We start from the raw sequence: 18,695 nt of genomic DNA on the forward strand, positions 1-18,695 counted from the left end.
CACTTCGCGGCAGGCCGGGCCGGCCGTCAACCGGCGGCGCTTGGCGCCAGCGCCGCGGCGTAGCGCGCCGGGTCGAAGCCGACCAGCACGGCGCCGTCCTGCACCAGCACCGGGCGCTTGATCATCGAAGGCTGCGCCAGCATCAGCGCGATGGCGCGGGCTTCGGTCAGGCCCTGCTTCGCGGCCTCCGGCAGCTTGCGGAAAGTGGTGCCGGCACGGTTCAGCAGCGCCTCCCAGCCGACCTGCCTCGCCCAGGATTCCAGGGTGGGACGGTCGATGCCCGCGGTCTTGTAGTCGTGGAAGGCGTAGGCGATGCCGCGTCCGTCGAGCCAGGCGCGCGCCTTCTTCATGGTGTCGCAGGCCTTGATGCCGTGCAGGGTGATGGCGTCGGGCAAGGGGGCCTCCGTGGTCAGGCGGGCTTGCGCAGGAAGCATCCGGGCGCGTGGTCGTCGATGATGCCGACGGCCTGCAGCCAGGCATGCGCGATGGTGGGACCGACGAACTTGAAGCCGCGCCGTTTCAATTCCTTCGAGACGCGTTCGGACAGCGGGGAGACGCTGGCGATGCCGTCGCCCCGCACCGGCACGCCGCCGGTGAAGGACCAGCAGAACGCCGCGAAATCCTCGCCCGCCGCCTGCATCGCGTTGAAGATGCGCGCGCCGGCGATGGTCGCCTCGATCTTGGCGCGGGAGCGGACGATGCCGGGGTCGGCCAGCAGGCGGGCGATGTCGGCCTCGGTGAATTGCGCGACGCGGGCGGGGTCGAAGCCGGCGAAGGCGGCGCGGAAGGCGTCGCGCTTGCGGAGGATGACGGTCCAGGACAGGCCGGCCTGGAAGCCCTCCAGCATCAGGGTTTCCCAGAGCATGCGGCCGTCGCGTACGGGCACGCCCCATTCGGTGTCGTGGTAGTGGCGCTCGAGCGGGTTGCGCTCGGCCCAGGCGCAGCGGGGATGGTGCGTCGTCGTCATGGATTCATGTTCGCATTGTGTTCCCGGCCCGGCCAGCCCTGTTCGCGGCCGCCCCGTGGCTCCGCGTCAGGTCGCCAGCATCGTCGGGCGGAAGCCCAGCGCCTCCTCGCCCAGCCGCGCCTGGCCAAGCAGCGCGGCATCGCCATGCGGCCGCCCGACCAGCTGCAACCCGACCGGCAGGCCTTCCTTCGTCAACCCGCACGGGATCGAGATCGCCGGGCAGCCGGTCAGCGTCACCACGAAGGTGAGGAACATCCAGTCGATATAGGTGGTGAGCGCCTCGCCCGCGATCTCGGTCGGGAAGCGCTGCTCCACCGGGAAGGGCGGCACCGCAACGGTCGGGCAGGCGAGCAGGTCGAACTCGTCGAAGAAGCGCGCGACGCGATGAAACAGCGCGGAGCGGGCGCGGCGCGCGGCGATGATCTCCTCCGCCGTAAGTGCGAAGCCCTTCTCGATGTTCCACACGATGTCGGGGTTGATGCGCTGGCGCTCGCGCGGCAGCAGGCCACCGCGCACATCGGCGAACAGCAGCGCGCGCAACACCTGGAAGGCCTCGATGGCGCCGGCGAAATCCGGCGCGGCCGCTTCCACCGCCGTGCCCATCGCCGTGAAGCGCCGCGTCGCCGCCTCGCAGATCGCGGCCACCTCGGGGTCCACCTTGCGCAGGCCGAGATCGGCGCTGAAGCCGATCCGCGCCGGCGGGCGCCCCGCCCGCATGGCCGCCTGGTAGCCGCCCGCCGGCAAGGGGCGGGAGAGCGGGTCATGCGGCGTCTGCATCGCCATCGCGTCCAGCATCAGCGCGAGGTCCGGCACGTTGCGCGCCATGGGCCCATCGACCCAGAGGCTGTCGAAGGCCGGCAGGCCATCCCCGCGCGGCACCACGCCCGCGCTCGGGCGCAGCCCGACCACGCCGCAGAAGGCGGCCGGGATGCGCAGCGACCCGCCGAGGCAGGAGCCGTTGGCCAGCCACACTTCCTGCGCCGCCAGCGCCGCCGCCGCCCCGCCGGAGGACCCGCCCGCCGTGCGCCCCAGGTCCCACGGATTGCGCGTGACGCCCCAGACCGGGTTGAAGGTATGGCTGCCGGCGAATTCGGGCACGTTCGACTTCGCAACCGGGATCGCGCCGTTGGCGCGCAGCGTGGCGACCGTGCGGTCATCCGCCGGCGCGACATGGTCCGCGTAGATTGGCGAGCCGAAGGTGGTGAGCTGCCCGCCCACATCGTTGTAGTCCTTGATCGCGACGGGCAGGCCGGCGAGCCAGCCGGGATGGTCCCTGCCCTCGCGCGGGAAGTCCCGCGACTGCGCGCGCGCGGCGTCGAGGAAACGGATCGGCAGCGCGTTGATCCTGGGCTCCACGGCCGCGATGCGCGCGGCGGCGGATTCCACCATCTCGAGCGGCGAGACCTCCCCGCGGCGCAGCCTTGCGACGGCCTCGGTCGCGGTCAGTTCCCACAATTCCATCGGGTGCCCTCCCGGCCGGTAGCGGCCGAGGCCGCGCACCACGATGGGCGAGCATCAGGTGGCGCGCAACCGGTGGCGGCGCGCCGTCACTCCCACTCGATGGTCAATCAGAGTCTTAGGCACAAGTTTTCATTCAGAAATTCGCCCCATAACGCCGCCATATACCGTCATCCATACCGTCAGATGATAGCCTCAGAAAGCCCGCCCGCATGGCAGCCCGAGCATCGCCGCTCACAGCCAATCAGCGCGCACTTCTAGTCGCGCCGCGTCAGAAGGCGGAGCTTCTCCAACGCTACACGCTCGCTTTCCTTATGGTCGATCGTCCCGGCGAACCGCCCCGACGCGTCAAGCAGGAAGATGCTGGCGGAATGGTCCATCGTGTAGCCGCCGCCGTCCACCGGTACGCGCCGGTAGTAGACGCGGAAGCTCTGGGCGACCCGCGCAATCTCGGCCTCGGTGCCCGACAGGCCGGTGATCCGACGGTCGAAGGCTTCCAGGTAGCCGGCCATCGCCTGCGGCGTATCGCGCTCGCTGTCGACGCTCACGAACAGCCAGTGAACCCGGTCCGCCTCGGCGCCCATGGCCTCGATGAAGCCCGTCATCTCGGTGAGGGTGGTCGGACAGACATCGGGGCAGTACGTGAAGCCGAAGAACACCGCCGTCGGCCGGCCGCGGAAGTCGCGCTCCGTCACCGCGCGGCCGCGGTGGTCGGTCAGGCTGAAGGGCCCGCCGATCGCCAATGTCTGTGGCCCGGTCGCGACGCGCGGCGGCGCCAGCGGACCATCGGAGACCAGCCACCCGCCGGTGGTGGCCAGCAGCAGAAAGCCCACGACGCCAACGGCGCCCCAGGCAACCCAACGGATGATGCGGAGCATTGTCGCCTCAATGGCCCTGGTGCGGCCCGGTGCCGCGCGCACCCGGCGCATCGACGGCCAATTCGACCGTGATCCGCCCGGCGCGCTCGAACACCAGCGTCACCGGCACGCGAGCGCCTTGCTGGAAGCCGCCCTGCGGCCCGATCAGCATCAGGTGCAGACCGCCGGGCGCGAGCCGGACCTCCCCGCCCGGCGGCAGCGGGATGCCGCCGGCAATCGGGCGCATGCGCATGATGCCGTCAGTGACGGACATCTCGTGCATCTCGACGCGCGCGGCGCGCGGCGTCTCGGCGGCGACCAGGCGATCCGGCGCGGCGCCGGTGTTGCGGATGACCATGTAGGCGGCGGCGGTGGGCGCCGCAGCACCGACGGCGCGCGTCCAGGGATGGTCGATGGCCAGGTCCCCGGCACGGAAATCGTGCGCGGCGACCGGGGTGCCCAGGAAGGGCAGCGGGACGAAGGCGGCGCCGGTCATCAGGACCGCGCGCAGAAGGGTGCGACGCATGGAAGGATACTCCGACAAGGATGGAACAGCCCCGCGCCAGGCGGGGCGGGCTTCAGCCGAGGATCGGAGCGGCAGGCGGTGCGCGGGCCGGCGGCGGCGCCCGCGCCGGCGGCAGGGGAGATGCGCCGGCGACCGCGGCGCGGGGCGCGGCCAGCGCCGCCCAGGCCGGCATCGGCAGCACGAGTGGGGCCGGCGGCGGCGCATCCGCGGCATCGGGCAGGCGGCACAGCGGGCAATGCGTCGCGGCCGTGGCGTCCGGCGCCTGCTCGGGCGCCTCCGGTGCGGGCAGGCCGGACGGCAGGCACAGGGTCGCGCGCAGCATCGCGTCGAAAGCGGCCCGGTCCATCGCCGCGAGAGCCGGCAGCGGCGCCAGCAGCCGCGCTACCATGGCCAGAAGCAGCAGCGCGGAGATCGGCGCGCGCAGCTCGGCCCAAGCCCGCCTCATGCTGCGCGTGGCCCCCACAGGATAATCGCCGCGCCAGCCAGGGCAACGGCACCGCCGATCAGGTCCCAGCGATCGGGCGCGAAGCCCTCGACCACCCGCAGCCATACAAGTGTCGCCGCGATGTAGACGCCGCCATAGACCGCATAGGCGCGGCCGGAGTGCTCCACCTCGACCAGGGTCAGCAACCACGCGAAGGCGATCAACGCAACGACGCCCGCGGCTGCCCACAGGGCCGAATGGCCCAGCCGCAGCCACGCCCAGAAGGCGAAGCAGCCGGCAATCTCCGCCAGCGCCGCCGCGGCGTAGATCGCGACCGTCCTCATCGCCGGGCGGGCGCCTCGGCGACCTCGATGCCCGGGATGCAGGACTGCCGCGTCAGCCAGGGTCAGGGATTCTCCGCGCGCCCGTCGCGGCGCAGCTCGACATGCAGGTTCGCCCCGGTGGTGCGGCCGGTGCGCCCCACCACGCCCAAATCCTGGCCCGCCGCGACCGGACGCCCAGCCGCCACGTCGGGCGCGAAGCGTGCCAGGTGGGCGTATCGAGCGCGCGAGCCATCGGCGTGCTCGATCTCGATCATCAGGCCGTAGTCGTAGTAGCGGCCGGCGAAGACCACCACGCCGTCGCTCGGCGCCACCACGGGCGTGCCGATCGGCGCGCGGATGTCCACGCCGGGATGCGGCCTGCCGTGGCGCGAGCCGAAGCCGGAGGAGAATTCGCCTGCGACCGGCATGGTCGCTGGACAGGGGGCTGCGAGCGCGGCGGACCCGGTGCCGAGAACGAGCGCGACACCCAGGATCAGGGAGGGGCGATGGATCATGGCGCGGTCCGTGCCTTGACCTGCGCCGGAAGGCAACCCCGGAGCCTCAGCCACGCGGCGTCGTGCCCGGCGGCAGCAGCGGGCGGACCAGCGCGGAGAAGCGCTCGAAGCTCTGCACGCCGCGATGCAACTGCCCGTTGATCACGAAGGACGGGGTCGCGTTGACGCCCGACTCGCGCTCGCCCTGGAGCCGCATCAGGATGATCGGGTCGGTGAAGCCGCGGTCGGTCATGCAGGCGTCGATCCGCGCCGCCGGGATCCCGGCGAGCGTGCCGGCGCGGCGCAGCCAGGTGCGCGCATCCGGGCTGTGCGCCCAGGCCTCCTTGTTCGCGTAGAGCGTTGAGATCAGCGCCTCGTAGCGCTCCGGTCCGCCGCAGTGGACCATCGCCGCGGCTTCGAGCGCGACGCGGTCGAGCGGGAAGTCGCGCATCACGAAGCGTACCAGGCCCGGCTCGATGAAGGTCGTGCGGATGCGCGGAAAGATCGTGGTGTGGAAGTTCGCGCAATTGCCGCAGGTCAGGGAGTGGTACTCGATGACCGCCACCGGCGCGTCGGCGCGGCCGATGATGCGCTCGCCCGGCAGGGGGCGCGGCGTGTCGGGGCCGGGTGCCGTCGGCTCGAAGGCCTGGGGCCCGGGCGCCTGGGCGAATGCGGCCGCCGCGGGAATGGAGATTGCGACGGCGAGCGCCGCCCGGCGGGTTGTGGCGTGGGACATCGGTAGTTCCTCCGGTTCAGGGATGGTGGTCACAGGGGCTGCGCCTGTGGCGCCGGCGCGCGGAAGCTGGTGAGCACCAGCAGCGTGACGCCGCAGACGATGGCGACATCGGCCATGTTGAAGGTCGGCCAGTGCCAGCCGCCGTAATGCGCGTCGATGAAGTCAGTGACCGCGCCGATGCGCAGGCGGTCGGCGATGTTGCCGATCGCCCCGCCGATGATGAGGCCGATCGCCGTCGCCTCGGTCCGGTTGGCCGCGCGGCGCAGCCACATCAGCAGCCAGGCGACCACGGCGAGCTTGATGCCCACCAGCAGCCAGACAGCGCCGGCGGCGCTATCGGCGAACATCCCGAAGGTGACGCCGGTGTTGAAGCCAAGCCGCAGGTTCAGCACCGGCAGCAGCGTGATGCCCTCGCTGTAGGGCGGCCAGAGCGCCTCCAGCGCCCAGGCCTTGGTCGCCTGGTCGATGACCGCTGCGATCGGCGCCGCGATCAGGCCGAAGCGCCGCAGCGCGCGCGGGGCGGGCGTGGTCATCCCAGCCGTGCCAGCCATGGAAATGCCTCCAGGATCCAGATGGCGAGACGGGTCATCTCGCCGGTTGCGATGGCCAGGCCCGCCGCCACCATGATGGCGCCGCTCGCGACCTGCAGGATGCGCCCCAGCCGCCCGAGCCGCCGCGCACGGGCCATCGCTGCCGGCAGGTAGAAGGCCGCGAGCAGGAACGGCACGCCGAGGCCGAGCGCATAGGCGGCGAGCAGCCCCACCCCCGCGCCGGGTGTGAGCGCCGCCGCCGTCAGCACGCCGGCCAGCACCGGCCCGATGCACGGCGTCCAGCCGAAGCCGAAGGCGACGCCGATCAGCGTGGCGGAGACCGGGCCGCCGCCCTCGCCCGGCGGCTTGAAGCGCAGGTCGCGCATCAGCGGCGCCACGCGCAGCAGGCCCATCTGCACGAGGCCCATCGCCGCGATCAGCAGACCGGCAACGACGGTGAGCTCGTTGGACCAGCGCCGCAGCAGCCCGCCGATGGCGGTCGCCCCCAGGCCCAGCAGCACGAAGACCAGCCCGAAGCCGAGCACGAAGAAGGCCGACAGGCGCAGCGCCCGCCAGCGTTCCGCGCGCGCGGTCGCAAGATCCGTCCCCGCCACCCAGGCGACATAGCCCGGCACCAGCGGCAGCACGCAGGGCGACAGGAAGGACACCAGCCCCCCGCCGAAGGCCAGCACCAGGCCGAACAGGGTGAGGTCGATCGTCATGCGCGCCGCCCTGCGGCCAGCGCGAGCCCCGCCAGCGCCGCGACGCCGATCGCGAAAGGCAGGTCGCCGAAGCGCGCATAAAGCGTGCCGCCGGCCAGCGCCGCCGGCAGCGGCAGGTTCAGCACGCCCTCGGTCGCGAGCGGCAGCCGCGCGCGCTCGCGCCCCATCGCGTCGGTCACCAGGGAGATGCCGCTGTTCGCCACGCGCACCAGCGGCAGGCCGAGCTCGATGGCGCGCAGCCGGGCGGCAAGGGCATGCTGGTATGGGCCCCAGGAGGTGCCGAACCAGGCATCATTGGTCACCGTCAGGATCCAGGCCGGCGCCGGGCCTTGCGCCGGCAGCGTGGTGGGGAAGATCGCCTCGTAGCAGATCAGCGGCCAGAACGGCGGGAGCCCGGCGACGCGCATCGCCCGGCGCGGCGGGCCGGGGATGAAGTCCACCGTCCCGGCGGTGAGTTTCGGCAGGTCCGTGAGCAGCCTGCGGAGCGGCTGGTATTCGCCGAAGGGCACCAGCTGGATTTTGTCGTAGGCGGCGGTGATCTCGCCGGTGTCGTCGAGCGCGACCAGGCTGTTGAGCAGCGCCAGGCCGCCATCGTCCGCGATGGTCCGCCTTACCGCGCCGGTCAGCAGCGCGCCGCCCGGCGGAATGATGCGCGCGACCGCCGCGCGGATCGCCGGCGCCTCGGCGAGGAGATAGGGCACGGCGCTTTCCGGCCAGACGATATGCGTCGGCGCTTGGCCATCCGCCGCCGGCGCCGTGCTCAGCGCCAGCAGCTGGCCGAGGATGCGCTCGCGCTCGCCCTCGGCCCATTTCAGGTTCTGGGGGATGTTCGGCTGCACCAGGCGCAGCCGGATGCTCGGGGCGTCGCCGGGCATCGCATCGGCAAGGCGCGCCGTGCCCCAGGCCCCGGGCAGGGCGATGATGACCACCGCGACCGCCGCGGGCCAGACGCGCCGCTGCCGCACCGCCACCGCCGCCAGCACCGACGCGAGCACAGCGAGCAGCCCGAGGCCATGGATGCCGACCAGCGCCGCCGCCTGCAGCCCGGCATCGCTGCCGCCCCAGGAATGGCCGGCGATGTTCCACGGAAAGCCGGTCAAAACCATGCCGCGCAGCCATTCGCCCGCGACCCAGCACGCGGCCAGCGCCAGGGCGAGCGGCACGCCGCACGCGCGGCCCGCCAGCAGCCGCGCGGCTGCGACCGAGACTGCGGGGAACAGCGCAAGCCCGGCGCTGAGCGCGGCCAGCGCCGGCAGCGCCAGCGCACCGAAGCGTGCCGCATCCACGCTGAAGGCCTCGGTGATCCAGGACAGGCCGACCAGGAACGATCCCAAGCCGAACAGCCAGCCGAGCACGAAGGCGCCGCGCAAGGACGCCGTCCGCTCAAGCACGAACCACAGGCCGCCGAAGGCCACCACGCCAGCGGGCGCGATGTGCAGTGGCGCCAGCGCAATGGCGCTGAGCGCTCCGAGCCCGAGCGCGGTGGCGCCATAGGCCATGCGGTGCGTCACGTGGTGGATTGGTCCGCGCGCCACTTGCGGCCGCGTCACGCACGCGCCGTCGTGGCGGGTCCACGGCAGCAAGAAGCCCTTCATGGCGCGGTGCAGCTCAGCGCGGTCGCTCGCAGCCGGGCGTCCCATCATCAGTGCCAATGCGCCCGAAGCGACACGACCACTGCGCCTGCGCGTTCGAAGCGCAGCGTGACGCGGATCTCGTCGCCGAGCGCGAGCGGTACCTGCAGGTCGCGCAGCAGAAGGTGCCGTCCGCCGGGCTCCAGGGCGACGACGTCACCGGCTGGGATGACGAAGCCCTCGGTCACGGCCCGCGCACCGCCGGAGGCGGACGGGTCTGGTTCTCGCAGTTCCACGGCGGCCGCGCCGGACGACGTGGCGGAGAGCAGCCTCTCCGCCTCACTGCCCCGGTTGCGGATCGTCACGAAGCCGAAGGACAGGCGCTGGTCGTTGTCGGCGGCCTTCGCCCAGGCTCCGGTCAGGAGCAGGCAGCCCGCCTGAACATCCTGGGCCGCGGCCGGGCCCGACAGGATCAGGCGCCACGCGAGGAGGACAGCGGGCATCAACCAGCGCCGCCCGAGGATGTTGCCGGGCATCATGCGGTCGCCTTTGTAATGTTCCGTGTCACCCAGGGACCCACCACGAAGGACATCAGGCAGCATCCTTGGGCCCGGCAGGTGTCCAACGCAGCAGCCTGAGCGCATTCAGCGTCACCAGCACGGTCGCGCCGGTATCCGCCATGATGGCCGGCCACAGGCCGGTGATGCCGAGCATCGTCGTGACGAGGAACACTGCCTTCAGCCCGATGGCGACAGCGACATTCTGCTTCACGTTAGCCATGGTCGCGCGCGACAGGGAGACGAGTTCCGCCACCCCCGTCACGCGGTCCTTCAGCACGGCGGCATCGGCGGTTTCCAGCGCGACATCGGTGCCACCGCCCATCGCCACGCCGACATTGGCCGCCGCCAGCGCCGGCGCGTCGTTGATGCCGTCGCCAACCATCACCACCGCGCCGCGCTCGCGCAGCTTGCCGATCTCGCGCAGCTTGTCGTCGGGCAGCAGTTCCGCCTTGGCGTCGAGGCCGAGCGAGATGGCGATCGCCTCACCGGTGCGGCGGTTGTCGCCGGTCAGCATCACCGGCCGCACGCCGAGCGCGGTGATCGCCGCGATGCCGGCCGCGGCATCCGCGCGCGGTTCGTCGCGCAGCGCGACCAGCGCGGCCACCACGCCGCCCGCCAGCACGACCGACACCGTCTTGCCCTCGCCCTGGAGCCGCTCCAGCTCGGCCTCCAGCGGGCCGAGCGCGGCATTCGATTCGCGCGCATGGCGCGGGCTGCCGATGCTGACCTGCACGCCATCGACCGTGCCGGCCACGGCGCGGCCGGGGATGGCCGACTGCGCCTCGGCCGCCGGCACCGCGACGCCGCGCGCCGCCGCTTCCGCCAGGATCGCCTTGGCGAGCGGGTGGGAGGAGCCCTGCTCGATAGCGGCGGCGAGCGCCAGCACGGACTCCGCGGTGCGCCCCTCGGCCGGCAGCACGTCGGTGACGCGCGGACGGCCTTCGGTCAGCGTGCCGGTCTTGTCGAAGGCGACGGTCTTCGCGCTGCCAATCGCCTCGAGCGCCGCGCCGCCCTTGATCAGCAGGCCGCGCCGCGCGCCAGCCGAAAGCCCCGAGGCCATCGCCGCCGGCACCGAGATGACCAGCGCGCAGGGGCAGGCGATCAGCAGCACCGCCAGGCCGCGATAGATGCTCGTGCTCCAGTCCCAGCCGAACAGGAAGGGCGGCAGCAGGATGACCAGAAGGGCCACGATCATCGCGCCCGGCGTCCACCAGGTCGAGAAGCGCTCGATGAAGCGCTGCGTCGGCGCGCGGGAGGCGGTGGCGTCCTCCACCATACGGATGATACGCGCGATGGTGTTGTCGGATGTCGCGCGCGTGACGCGCACGCGGATGGCGCCCTCGGCGTTGATGCTGCCGGCGACGACTGGGTCGCCAGGGCCGCGCGAGACGGGCACGCTTTCCCCCGTCACGGGGCTTTCATCGAGGGCGGAGACGCCTTCCTCGATCAGCCCGTCGCATGGCACGCGGTCGCCGGGGCGGATCAGCACCAGGTCGCCGACCGCGAGCCGGTCCGCCGCCACCTGTTCGGTCGTGCCGTCCGTCCGCAGGCGTAGGGCTGTGCGTGGCATGAGGTCGGCGAGCGCCCGGATGCCGGCGCGGGCGCGCCCGGCGGCGACGTTCTCCAGCAATTCGCCGACGGCGAACAGCAGCACCACGACGGCGGCTTCCTCGGCAGCGCCGATGATGGCAGCGCCGACCGCGGCGGTCACCATCAGCGTCTCGATGCTGAAGGGGCTGCCGGCGCGGGCGAGCGCGATGGCGCGGCGGCCGAAGGGCACCAGGGCGACGGTGGTGGCGGCCAGGAACAGCGGGTAGGTCAGCCGTTCCGGCAGCGCCAGCGACAGCGCATAGGCGCCGCCGACCAGACCGCCGAGCAGCCAGACGAGCATCGCCTTGCCGGTGCGCCACCAGGGCTTGCCGGCATCGGCCGGGTCGTCGTGGTCGTGGCCATGCGCCGCGGGGCCGGCGGCGGATGCCCGCGCGCCGCCGTGCGCCTGGCCCGCATGATCGCCCGTGTGACCATGACGATCGGCGCCATGGTCGTGACCACAATCGGGACCATGGGCATGCGCCGGCTCAGTCCGCGCAGCCGCGACGGCGGTCACCATGGGCGCCACCGTATATCCCAGCGCCTCGACCTGCCGGGCGATGGCGTCGCCCTGCGTAGTGTTCGGCGCGAGCGCGACGGTCAGCCGTTCGGCCATCAGGTTCACCTGGACGTCCGAGACACCGGGCAGCCGCTCGACGGCCCTGGTCACCTTGGCGACACAGGCGGCGCAGTCCATGCCCTCCACCCGCCAGGTCAGTCTGGTCGTCTCACTCATGGCACCCGTTCCAACGTCGCGGGCATCGGTATGGCACTTCCAGTGACTGGAGGTTCAAGGGGCTTTTTTCGGCCTCATGTCATCACTGGCCACCCTCAGCGGGAGCGCGGTCGGGACGTTGCGCGCTCGGTCCACGCCGCTTGCGCATTGACCGCGATGTTTGGGATAGATCGCTCCCCCCCCCCGGGCCAGGAGCCTTGCCGTGCGGTCGTTCAATTCACGAGATCTGCGCATCGGTCGCCGTCTCGTCGTGCGCGCCGCGCTGGCTGCGCCGTTCATCGCTGCCGGACGCGACGCCGGTGCCCAGCCGGTGGCCGAGGCGCCCGCGCCGCCCGCCGGCTCGCTGTTCGTGCTCAATTCGCTCGATGCCAATGTGCAGGTGCTGGACCCTGCCAGCAGCAATGACCTGCGCCGCGTACCGGTGCTCCGCGAACCGCACCACCTGGTCCTGACGCCGGCGCGGGACCTGATCCTGGTCGGCGATTCCGGCGCCAACGAGATGTTCCTGCTCGATCCGCGCAGCGGCGAGGTGCGGCGGCGGGAGCCGATCAGCAACCCCTACAATCTCGGCTTCACGCCGGATGGCAAACGCCTAGTCGTGACCAGCCTGCGGCGCAACCAGGTGGACATCTACCGCTGGGACGGTGCCGCCCTGGCCTTCGAGGGCCGGCTGCAGGCCGGGCGCAAGCCGAGCCACGTCACCTTCTCGCCGGATTCGCGCTACGCCTTCGTGACGTTGCAGGGCGAGGCCGCCGCCATCGCGATCGACCTCGACACCTGCACCGAGGCCTGGCGCGCCGAGGTCGGGCGCGACCCGGCCGGCATCCTGTGGCATCGGGGCCGCATCCTGGTGGGCGTTATGGGCAGCGACTACGTCTCCGTCATCGACCCGGCGACGCGCCGCGCCGACCGGCGCATCACGGTCGGGCGCGGTGCGCACGCGCTGTTCGAAGGGCCGCAGGATGGCTTGGTCTACGTCACCTCGCGCGTCGACAGCCGGATCACCGCGCTCGACCCGCAGACGCTGGAGATCAAGCGCGTCCACGAGATCGGCGGCGGGCCGGACTGCCTGACCTTCGACGCGGACGGCACGATCTGGGCGACGCTGCGCTGGACCGGGCGCGTCGCCGCCATTGATCCGCGCAGTGGCCTGACGCGGGTGTCGCGCGTCGGGCGGTCGCCGCACGGCATCGTGTTCGCGCCGGCGACTGGCGCCTGACGGCCGCGCCGGCACGGCGCCGAAGGGCGAGCCGGACCCTGGTCCGGTCGCCTCAGGCGGGTTGCGACCCGTTGAACCGCATGAAGGACCGGTGTGGACCGCTACCGAAGGCGATCACGTCGTAGCTGTCGACCGGCGCGCCGGGCACTTCCATGCCGGGCGAGCCGACCGGCATCTCCGGCACGGCGAGGCCGCGGACGCCGGCAGGGCGTTCGGCCAGCAGGCGGCGGATGGCGATGGCGGGCACGTGGCCTTCGAGCACGAAGCCCTCGACCTCGCCGGCATGGCAGGACAGCAGGTCTGCCGGTGTCCCGAGGCGACGCCGAACCGGCGCGACCGAGGGCACCACCTGGTCCACCACGGTGAAGCCCTCGGCGCGCAGATGCGCGACCCAGCCGGTGCAGCAGCCGCAGTTCGGGTCACGCCAGACGCTGACGCGCGTGGGTGCGGCGGCGTGCGTGGCTCTGGCGGTGGCGAGAAGCGCCACGGATCCCAGCAGCAAGCGGCGTTTCTGCATGTGACGGTTCCTCTCCCTCTTGCCGCAGCAGTCAGATAGCACTCCGCCTTCGAAGTAAATGGGCGTAGTGCCCCAGATCACCAGACGCGCCGCCGCGCCGATCGTGCGCAGCGGCGCCGCTCGGGCGTCAGGGTCGGATGATGCGCGCGTAGTCGCCGCTGGTCCGCAGCGTTACGGTCAGATCGCGGTCGGAGCGGTTGCGCCAGAACCAGCCATGGGTGCCGTCGAAGCGGGCGATGAGTTCGCCCTGCTCCCCGGAGGAGCCGCGGCCGTTCCGATAGCTGTATGTCGAGTTTCGCCCGGCGTTGGGCGGCTCGCCATGCATGTCGTAATTGACCGGGCCGGTGGCGGTCCAATTGAAGTTGACCCGCGCACCACTGCGCATGTCGAGCTTTACCTCGATGCCCTGGTTCGGCCGGAGCGTGATGATGGTCTCGTCGGTTCGCGCGGCGACGGCCGGCAGCGCCGTCTGAGCGGCGGCCGGGCGGATGAACAGCCCTGCGAAGATCGCGCCAGGCAGGCTCGAACGCGGGCCTGGCGTTGCGGCCGGTGGCGCCCGATCGGCTGCAGCCTCGGCCGCCAACTGCATCTTCAACTCGCCCATCTCGGTCAGGCCGAGGGGACGGCCAACGCCGGTCGGGTCGATGCCGTACTCAGCGGGCAGGACCACGGTGATGAGGATGGCCACGGCGGCCGCGGCTGCGATAGCGGTGGAGCGAAGCAGCTGCTTTGAGGAAGGCAGTTCCGCGCGGGTCGGCAGGTCGGTGTTGTACATGTCAGGGATCCCTCAAGAGACGAACCAGCCGGTGAGCTGATAGCCGATCAGCACAAACCCGGCGGTCATCATGACGACGTTGGCGGTGTAGGCATGGCGCAGGAAACTCGGGCTGCGGCGCCAGAAGCCCATGGCGATAAGGATGACGGCGAGCGCCAGCAACTGCCCGACCTCGACGCCGACGTTGAATGCCAGCAGGTTCGGCAGCAGGCCATCGGGCGAGACGTTGTAGTCGAGGATCTTCGAGGACAGGCCGAAGCCGTGGCAGAAGCCGAAGACCAGCGTCGCCACCTTGGTGTTCGGCTGGTAGCCGAGCCAGCGCTGGAAGGCGCCGAGATTGTCGAGCGCCTTGTAGACGATCGAGAAGCCGATGATGGCATCGATGATGTAGCTGTTGATACCGATGCCAAAATACACGCCGGCCAGCATGGTCGTGGAGTGGCCTAGCGCGAAAAGGCTCACATAGATCGCGATGTGCTGCAGCCGGTACAGGAAGAAAATCACGCCGAACAGGAACAGGATGTGGTCGTAGCCGGTGACCATGTGCTTGGCGCCGAGATAGACGAAGGGCAGCAGCTGGATGCCCGATATTTCCTGGATGTAGCCCTTGTCGCCCTCGGCGACGGCATGGGCGAGCGCCTCGGTGGTGGCGCCCAGCAGGGTCAGGCCGAGGACGCACAGGCATAGCCATGGAATTCGCGACAGGCGCACGTCGCCCGCGATGATGGGATTCATGAGTGAGACCGCTCAGGTGAGAAAGGAAGGAACTGTCCGAAGACGGCGGCATGGGCAGCTCAGCCGAGCCCGCGGGGCGGCCGTTCCATCCTGCTGTTTGGCCCCGGCGCGAGGCCCTCCTGCCCCAGGATTGCGAGCCCGGCACGCGGCATCCATCGCGGCGCCAAGGAGGCCGGACGCACGGTTACCGCCTCATGCACATGGTCTGTGATCGCATGATCGACGGCATCGTGGGGTCCGCGCAGGTCCTGATCGTCCGTGGCGTGGATATGGTCGGCAGCACCGTGCATCGACACCGCGGCGAGGGGCGGCGCGAAGGTAACCACCAGCAGTGCCACGAGCAGCAGCCTGACGATGTGTCGAAACCCCCTCATGCCGCGCTGCTGCTCCAATCCGCCATCCCATGGTGACTAGCAGATTGACGGTATCCATACCAGGGGGATAGGACAGGCCCATGAGCGAACAGCATGTCCACGGATCCCACCCCGAGATCGCCAAACGGCTGAAGCGGGCCGAGGGTCATCTGCGCAGCGTGGTTGAGATGATCAACGCGGGGCGACCTTGCCTCGACATCGCTCAGCAACTGCATGCGGTTGAACGCGCGGTCAGCGAGGCCAAGCGCAGCTTGATCCGCGACCACCTTGACCACTGCCTGGATCACGCCGCGGAGGAGACCGGCGCCGAGCGGCGCGCCGCAATGGAGGCGTTCAAGCAGATCACGAAATACCTGTGATGCTCTTCCTATCAGGAGCGGCGAAATGCTGAGTCCGCTGGCCGACCGCACCTATCGCCACCTGTTCGGCGCGCAGATCCTGTCGCTGATCGGCACCGGCCTCATGACCGTGGCACTCGGCCTGCTCGCCTTCGACCTCGCCGGCGCCAATGCCGGCGCGGTCCTGGGCACGGCACTGGCGATCAAGATGGTGGCCTATGTCGGCATCGCGCCAGTCGCCGGCGCCTTCGTGCACCTGGTGCCGCGGCGCGCGCTGCTGGTGGCGCTCGACCTGCTGCGCGCCGCCGTCGCGCTGGCGCTGCCCTTCGTCACCGAGATCTGGCAGGTCTATCTGCTGATCGGCCTGCTGCAGGCCTGCTCGGCCGCCTTCACGCCGACCTTCCAGGCCACCATCCCTGACGTGCTGCCGGATGAGGCGCAATACACCCGCGCTCTGTCGCTCTCTCGCCTCGCCTACGACGTGGAGGCACTGACCAGCCCGATGCTGGCCGCGGCCCTGCTTTCCGTCATCGGCTTCCACTGGCTGTTCGCGGGCACGACGCTCGGCTTCATCGCCTCGGCGGCGCTGGTGGTCTCGGTGCTGCTCCCCTCGCCCAAGCCGCCTTCGACGCAGGAGAGCGCCTGGGGGCGCACGACGCGCGGCGCACGGCTCTATCTCGCCGCGCCGCGGCTGCGCGGGCTGCTGGCGCTGAACCTGGCGGTCGCCGCGGCCGGGGCGATGGTCATCGTCAACACGGTGGTACTGATACAGGCGGGGCTCGGGCTGGGTGCAGGGCAATTGGCATGGACGCTGGCGGCCTATGGCTTCGGCTCGATGGTCGCCGCACTCGCGTTGCCGCGTGTGCTGGATCGCGTCGGCGACCGCCCGGTGATGCTGGCGGGCGCCGTGATCCTGGTGGCAGGCCTGCTCGCGGGGCCGCTGACGCTGCAACACTGGGGGCTCGTGCTGGCGCTCTGGGCGCTGCTTGGCCTCGGCAATGGGCTGGTGCTGACGCCCTCGGGGCGACTGCTACGGCGGTCTTCTGACGCGGGCGACCGTCCCGCGCTGTTCGCGGCGCAATTCGCGCTCAGCCACGCCTGCTGGCTGCTCGCCTATCCGCTGGCGGGGTGGCTGGGGGCAGCGGCGGGGCTGGCGCCGACCTTCCTGCTATTGGCGGCGCTGGCGGCTACCGGCACATGGCTCGCCATCCGGCTGTGGCCGGCGGAGGCCGAGCGCGCCGCGCCGCACGACCACCACGGCCTGCCGGCGGACCACCCGCATTTGAACGGCGCGCAGCCCCTGCCGGACGGCGGCTTTCGCCACGTCCATGCCCCGGTCGCCGATACACTGCACGCGATGCGCGGCGGCTGAAGCGCCCATCATCGCCGTGCCCGACCTTGCCGCCTATGCGGGCCTGTTCGCCATCGCCTTCGCCGCCGCGACACTGATCCCGGCGCAGTCCGAGATCGCGCTGGCCAGCCTGCTTGTCGCCGGGCAGCAGCCCGTGGTCCTGCTGCTGGCGGTGGCGAGCCTCGGCAACATCGCCGGCTCGGCGCTGAACTGGGGCCTCGGGCGCGGCGTGGCCCGCTTCCGGGACCGGCGCTGGTTTCCCGTATCGGTGCAGGCGCTGGCCCGTGCCGAGGGATGGTACCGGCGCTGGGGACGGTGGTCGCTGCTGCTCAGCTGGGCGCCGGTCATCGGCGATCCGCTGACGGTCGCCGCCGGCGTGCTGAAGGAACCCTTCCTGCCGTTCCTGGCGCTCGTCGCGCTGGCCAAGGTCGGGCGCTACCTGGTTGTCGCGGCGGTCGCGCTCGGCCTGGCCTAGCGCCTCCGTCAGTCCCCGAAGGCGGCGTCGAACAGCAGCTTCATGTTCAGCCCGACGATCACCGCCGCGGTCGCCCAGCCCAGGGCCAACTGCCAGGCGGGTGCGGTGAAGACCCCCATCCGCTTGCGGTCCTGCGCGAACAGCATCAGCGGGATCACCGCGAAGGGCAGTTGGATCGACAGGATCACCTGGCTCAGGATCAGCAATTGCGCGGTACCCGACGCGCCATACATCCAGGTCACGATCACCGCCGGGATGATGGCGATCAGCCGCGTGACCAGCCGCCGCAGCACCGGCGGCAGCCGGAACCGCAGGAAGCCCTCCATCACCACCTGGCCCGCCAATGTCGCGGTGACTGTGGCGTTCAGCCCGCACAGCAGCAGCGCCACGCCGAACGCCGTCGCGGCGATGCCCGCGCCCAGCAGCGGCGTCAGCAGCTGGTAGGCTTCGCCGATCTCGGCCACCTCGGTATTGCCGCTGGCGTGGAACGTGGCGGCCGCGGTGATCAGGATGGCGGAATTGATCAGCAGCGCGAGCGTCAGCGCCAGCGAGCTGTCGATGGTGGCGAACTTGATCGCTTCGCGTTTGCCCGCTTCGTCTAGGTTCCACGACCGCGACTGCACCACGGCGGTATGCAGGTACAGGTTGTGCGGCATCACGGTGGCGCCGAGGATGCCCATGGCGATGTAGAGCTGCGTCTGGTTCGTCACGATCGAGACGGCGGGGATGTAGCCGTTCAGCACTGCCGCCCAATCCGGGTCCGACAGCACGATCTGGATGCCGAAGCAGCCCACGATCAGTACGATGAAGCCGAAGATCAGCGCCTCCAGCCAGCGCACGCCCTTGTTCTGCAGCCACAGGATCAGGAAGGCGTCGAGCGCGGTCAGGAACACGCCATACAGCAGCGGAATGCCGAACAGCAGCTCGAGCGCGATGGCGGTGCCGATCAGCTCGGCCAGGTCGGTGGCGCAGATGGCGATCTCGGCGAACAGCCACAGTGGATAGGCGACGACCTTGGGGAAACGCTCCCGGCACAACTGGGCCAGGTCGCGTCCGGTGGAGACGCCGATCCGCACGCACAGCGCCTGGAGCAGGATCGCCATCAGCGAGGAGGTGAGTGCGACCGCGAGCAGCGTGTATCCGAAGGCCGAGCCGCCGGCGAGCGATGTCGCCCAGTTGCCCGGATCCATGTAGCCGACAGCGACGAGGTAGCCCGGGCCCATGAAGGCGAACAGCTTGCGCAGGAAGCCGCCGGCGTTAGGCACGGCGACGCTGCGGTGAACTTCCGGCAGGCTGGGCGGGCCGGATATGGTGGTCGCGGCGGCGGCGTCATCGGGAGGCGGTGTCATGTCGAAGCTCCGAAGTTCAGCCTAGGCTAAGTTATGCCAACACGACTATCAAGTGGGTCCGCTTCCAT

At 71.1% G+C, this 18,695-nt stretch carries 23 protein-coding genes; 5 read left to right on the forward strand and 18 right to left on the reverse strand.

The window, feature by feature from the left end:
- Nucleotides 1–26: 26 nt before the first annotated feature.
- The 14 genes from E8M80_RS20345 to E8M80_RS20410 all read right to left on the reverse strand — a co-directional run bounded on the left by E8M80_RS20345 (nt 27) and on the right by E8M80_RS20410 (nt 11,494).
- Nucleotides 27–395, reverse strand: a complete 369-nt coding sequence (locus E8M80_RS20345; protein ID WP_206035697.1) for an ArsC family reductase — start codon at nt 393–395, stop codon at nt 27–29.
- A 14-nt stretch (nt 396–409) separates the two neighbouring features.
- Nucleotides 410–967 (reverse strand): DNA-3-methyladenine glycosylase I, encoded by a 558-nt coding sequence (locus E8M80_RS20350; protein WP_137127566.1) that lies wholly within the window; start codon nt 965–967, stop codon nt 410–412.
- 66 nt (nt 968–1,033) lie between these two features.
- Nucleotides 1,034–2,470 (reverse strand): amidase, encoded by a 1,437-nt coding sequence (locus E8M80_RS20355; RefSeq protein WP_240790138.1) that lies wholly within the window; start codon nt 2,468–2,470, stop codon nt 1,034–1,036.
- 212 nt (nt 2,471–2,682) lie between these two features.
- Nucleotides 2,683–3,303 carry an SCO family protein gene (locus E8M80_RS20360; protein ID WP_137127567.1) on the reverse strand — a complete coding sequence of 207 codons (621 nt, stop codon included), beginning with the start codon at nt 3,301–3,303 and terminating at the stop codon, nt 2,683–2,685.
- A gap of 7 nt (nt 3,304–3,310) precedes the next feature.
- Nucleotides 3,311–3,808 (reverse strand): copper chaperone PCu(A)C, encoded by a 498-nt coding sequence (locus tag E8M80_RS20365; RefSeq protein WP_137127568.1) that lies wholly within the window; start codon nt 3,806–3,808, stop codon nt 3,311–3,313.
- Between the two features lie 52 nt (nt 3,809–3,860).
- Nucleotides 3,861–4,253: a DUF2946 family protein gene (locus E8M80_RS20370; protein ID WP_137127569.1), complete on the reverse strand. Its 393-nt coding sequence runs from the start codon at nt 4,251–4,253 to the stop codon at nt 3,861–3,863.
- Complete coding sequence (locus tag E8M80_RS20375; protein WP_137127570.1) at nt 4,250–4,576, reverse strand: YnfA family protein; 327 nt, start codon at nt 4,574–4,576, stop codon at nt 4,250–4,252. Before E8M80_RS20375 ends, E8M80_RS20370 begins: the two co-directional genes overlap by 4 nt.
- Nucleotides 4,577–4,638: 62 nt before the next feature.
- Nucleotides 4,639–5,070, reverse strand: a complete 432-nt coding sequence (locus E8M80_RS20380; protein WP_240790139.1) for a M23 family metallopeptidase — start codon at nt 5,068–5,070, stop codon at nt 4,639–4,641.
- Nucleotides 5,071–5,116: 46 nt separating this feature from the next.
- Nucleotides 5,117–5,785 carry a thioredoxin domain-containing protein gene (locus E8M80_RS20385; protein ID WP_240790140.1) on the reverse strand — a complete coding sequence of 223 codons (669 nt, stop codon included), beginning with the start codon at nt 5,783–5,785 and terminating at the stop codon, nt 5,117–5,119.
- A 29-nt stretch (nt 5,786–5,814) separates the two neighbouring features.
- Nucleotides 5,815–6,336 carry a signal peptidase II gene (gene lspA / locus E8M80_RS20390; RefSeq protein WP_170979536.1) on the reverse strand — a complete coding sequence of 174 codons (522 nt, stop codon included), beginning with the start codon at nt 6,334–6,336 and terminating at the stop codon, nt 5,815–5,817.
- A complete protein-coding gene (locus E8M80_RS20395) occupies nt 6,315–7,037 on the reverse strand; it encodes a cytochrome c biogenesis CcdA family protein (RefSeq protein ID WP_137127572.1) in 723 nt (240 codons plus the stop codon). Before E8M80_RS20395 ends, lspA begins: the two co-directional genes overlap by 22 nt.
- The gene (lnt, locus tag E8M80_RS20400; RefSeq protein ID WP_240790141.1) at nt 7,034–8,548 is read right to left on the reverse strand and encodes an apolipoprotein N-acyltransferase; all 1,515 of its coding nucleotides are present in this window, start codon (nt 8,546–8,548) and stop codon (nt 7,034–7,036) included. Before lnt ends, E8M80_RS20395 begins: the two co-directional genes overlap by 4 nt.
- A 131-nt stretch (nt 8,549–8,679) precedes the next feature.
- Nucleotides 8,680–9,111, reverse strand: coding sequence for a copper chaperone PCu(A)C (locus E8M80_RS20405; RefSeq protein WP_170979537.1), 432 nt, complete (start codon nt 9,109–9,111; stop codon nt 8,680–8,682).
- Nucleotides 9,112–9,199: 88 nt separating this feature from the next.
- Complete coding sequence (locus tag E8M80_RS20410; RefSeq protein WP_240790142.1) at nt 9,200–11,494, reverse strand: heavy metal translocating P-type ATPase; 2,295 nt, start codon at nt 11,492–11,494, stop codon at nt 9,200–9,202.
- Nucleotides 11,495–11,696: 202 nt separating this feature from the next.
- Between E8M80_RS20410 and E8M80_RS20415 the strand changes: the two genes are divergently transcribed.
- Entirely contained in the window at nt 11,697–12,713 is a 1,017-nt protein-coding gene (locus E8M80_RS20415) for a YncE family protein (RefSeq protein WP_240790143.1), read from the forward strand.
- 52 nt (nt 12,714–12,765) lie between these two features.
- Here E8M80_RS20415 and E8M80_RS20420 read toward each other — a convergent pair whose 3' ends face one another.
- The 3 genes from E8M80_RS20420 to E8M80_RS20430 form a co-directional block, all read right to left on the reverse strand.
- Nucleotides 12,766–13,230: a DUF411 domain-containing protein gene (locus E8M80_RS20420; protein WP_137127574.1), complete on the reverse strand. Its 465-nt coding sequence runs from the start codon at nt 13,228–13,230 to the stop codon at nt 12,766–12,768.
- A 127-nt stretch (nt 13,231–13,357) separates the two neighbouring features.
- On the reverse strand, nt 13,358–14,005 hold the full coding sequence (locus E8M80_RS20425) for a transmembrane anchor protein (protein ID WP_137127575.1): 648 nt from the start codon (nt 14,003–14,005) through the stop codon (nt 13,358–13,360).
- Between the two features lie 12 nt (nt 14,006–14,017).
- Entirely contained in the window at nt 14,018–14,740 is a 723-nt protein-coding gene (locus E8M80_RS20430) for a HupE/UreJ family protein (RefSeq protein ID WP_137127576.1), read from the reverse strand.
- Nucleotides 14,741–14,955: 215 nt separating this feature from the next.
- Here E8M80_RS20430 and E8M80_RS20435 point away from each other — a divergent pair, with 215 nt between their 5' ends.
- Genes E8M80_RS20435 through E8M80_RS20450 form a run of 4 tightly spaced genes read left to right on the forward strand, consistent with a single transcriptional unit; the run spans nt 14,956 to nt 17,278 of the window.
- Nucleotides 14,956–15,150 (forward strand): hypothetical protein, encoded by a 195-nt coding sequence (locus tag E8M80_RS20435; RefSeq protein ID WP_137127577.1) that lies wholly within the window; start codon nt 14,956–14,958, stop codon nt 15,148–15,150.
- 44 nt (nt 15,151–15,194) lie between these two features.
- On the forward strand, nt 15,195–15,473 hold the full coding sequence (locus tag E8M80_RS20440; RefSeq protein WP_137127578.1) for a metal-sensing transcriptional repressor: 279 nt from the start codon (nt 15,195–15,197) through the stop codon (nt 15,471–15,473).
- A 25-nt stretch (nt 15,474–15,498) separates the two neighbouring features.
- Entirely contained in the window at nt 15,499–16,824 is a 1,326-nt protein-coding gene (locus E8M80_RS20445) for an MFS transporter (protein ID WP_137127579.1), read from the forward strand.
- A 16-nt stretch (nt 16,825–16,840) separates the two neighbouring features.
- Entirely contained in the window at nt 16,841–17,278 is a 438-nt protein-coding gene (locus E8M80_RS20450) for a YqaA family protein (RefSeq protein WP_137127580.1), read from the forward strand.
- A gap of 8 nt (nt 17,279–17,286) precedes the next feature.
- On the opposite strand, the gene E8M80_RS20455 is transcribed toward E8M80_RS20450, so the two are convergent.
- Nucleotides 17,287–18,627 (reverse strand): Nramp family divalent metal transporter, encoded by a 1,341-nt coding sequence (locus E8M80_RS20455; RefSeq protein ID WP_137127581.1) that lies wholly within the window; start codon nt 18,625–18,627, stop codon nt 17,287–17,289.
- Between the last annotated feature and the right edge of the window lie 68 nt (nt 18,628–18,695).

Source organism: Roseomonas sp. HF4, assembly GCF_005222755.1.
GTDB lineage: Bacteria > Pseudomonadota > Alphaproteobacteria > Acetobacterales > Acetobacteraceae > Neoroseomonas.

What these genes read in the sequence shown, in the direction of transcription:
- E8M80_RS20350 (WP_137127566.1), bottom strand. Translation starts at nt 967, where the DNA reads ATGACGACGACGCACCATCCCCGCTGCGCCTGGGCCGAGCGCAACCCG.
- E8M80_RS20360 (WP_137127567.1), bottom strand. Translation starts at nt 3,303, where the DNA reads ATGCTCCGCATCATCCGTTGGGTTGCCTGGGGCGCCGTTGGCGTCGTG.
- E8M80_RS20365 (WP_137127568.1), bottom strand. Translation starts at nt 3,808, where the DNA reads ATGCGTCGCACCCTTCTGCGCGCGGTCCTGATGACCGGCGCCGCCTTC.
- E8M80_RS20370 (WP_137127569.1), bottom strand. Translation starts at nt 4,253, where the DNA reads ATGAGGCGGGCTTGGGCCGAGCTGCGCGCGCCGATCTCCGCGCTGCTG.
- E8M80_RS20375 (WP_137127570.1), bottom strand. Translation starts at nt 4,576, where the DNA reads ATGAGGACGGTCGCGATCTACGCCGCGGCGGCGCTGGCGGAGATTGCC.
- E8M80_RS20380 (WP_240790139.1), bottom strand. Translation starts at nt 5,070, where the DNA reads ATGATCCATCGCCCCTCCCTGATCCTGGGTGTCGCGCTCGTTCTCGGC.
- E8M80_RS20385 (WP_240790140.1), bottom strand. Translation starts at nt 5,785, where the DNA reads ATGTCCCACGCCACAACCCGCCGGGCGGCGCTCGCCGTCGCAATCTCC.
- lspA (WP_170979536.1), bottom strand. Translation starts at nt 6,336, where the DNA reads ATGGCTGGCACGGCTGGGATGACCACGCCCGCCCCGCGCGCGCTGCGG.
- E8M80_RS20395 (WP_137127572.1), bottom strand. Translation starts at nt 7,037, where the DNA reads ATGACGATCGACCTCACCCTGTTCGGCCTGGTGCTGGCCTTCGGCGGG.
- E8M80_RS20405 (WP_170979537.1), bottom strand. Translation starts at nt 9,111, where the DNA reads ATGCCCGCTGTCCTCCTCGCGTGGCGCCTGATCCTGTCGGGCCCGGCC.
- E8M80_RS20410 (WP_240790142.1), bottom strand. Translation starts at nt 11,494, where the DNA reads ATGAGTGAGACGACCAGACTGACCTGGCGGGTGGAGGGCATGGACTGC.
- E8M80_RS20420 (WP_137127574.1), bottom strand. Translation starts at nt 13,230, where the DNA reads ATGCAGAAACGCCGCTTGCTGCTGGGATCCGTGGCGCTTCTCGCCACC.
- E8M80_RS20425 (WP_137127575.1), bottom strand. Translation starts at nt 14,005, where the DNA reads ATGTACAACACCGACCTGCCGACCCGCGCGGAACTGCCTTCCTCAAAG.
- E8M80_RS20430 (WP_137127576.1), bottom strand. Translation starts at nt 14,740, where the DNA reads ATGAATCCCATCATCGCGGGCGACGTGCGCCTGTCGCGAATTCCATGG.
- E8M80_RS20435 (WP_137127577.1), top strand. Translation starts at nt 14,956, where the DNA reads ATGATCGACGGCATCGTGGGGTCCGCGCAGGTCCTGATCGTCCGTGGC.
- E8M80_RS20440 (WP_137127578.1), top strand. Translation starts at nt 15,195, where the DNA reads ATGAGCGAACAGCATGTCCACGGATCCCACCCCGAGATCGCCAAACGG.
- E8M80_RS20445 (WP_137127579.1), top strand. Translation starts at nt 15,499, where the DNA reads ATGCTGAGTCCGCTGGCCGACCGCACCTATCGCCACCTGTTCGGCGCG.
- E8M80_RS20455 (WP_137127581.1), bottom strand. Translation starts at nt 18,627, where the DNA reads ATGACACCGCCTCCCGATGACGCCGCCGCCGCGACCACCATATCCGGC.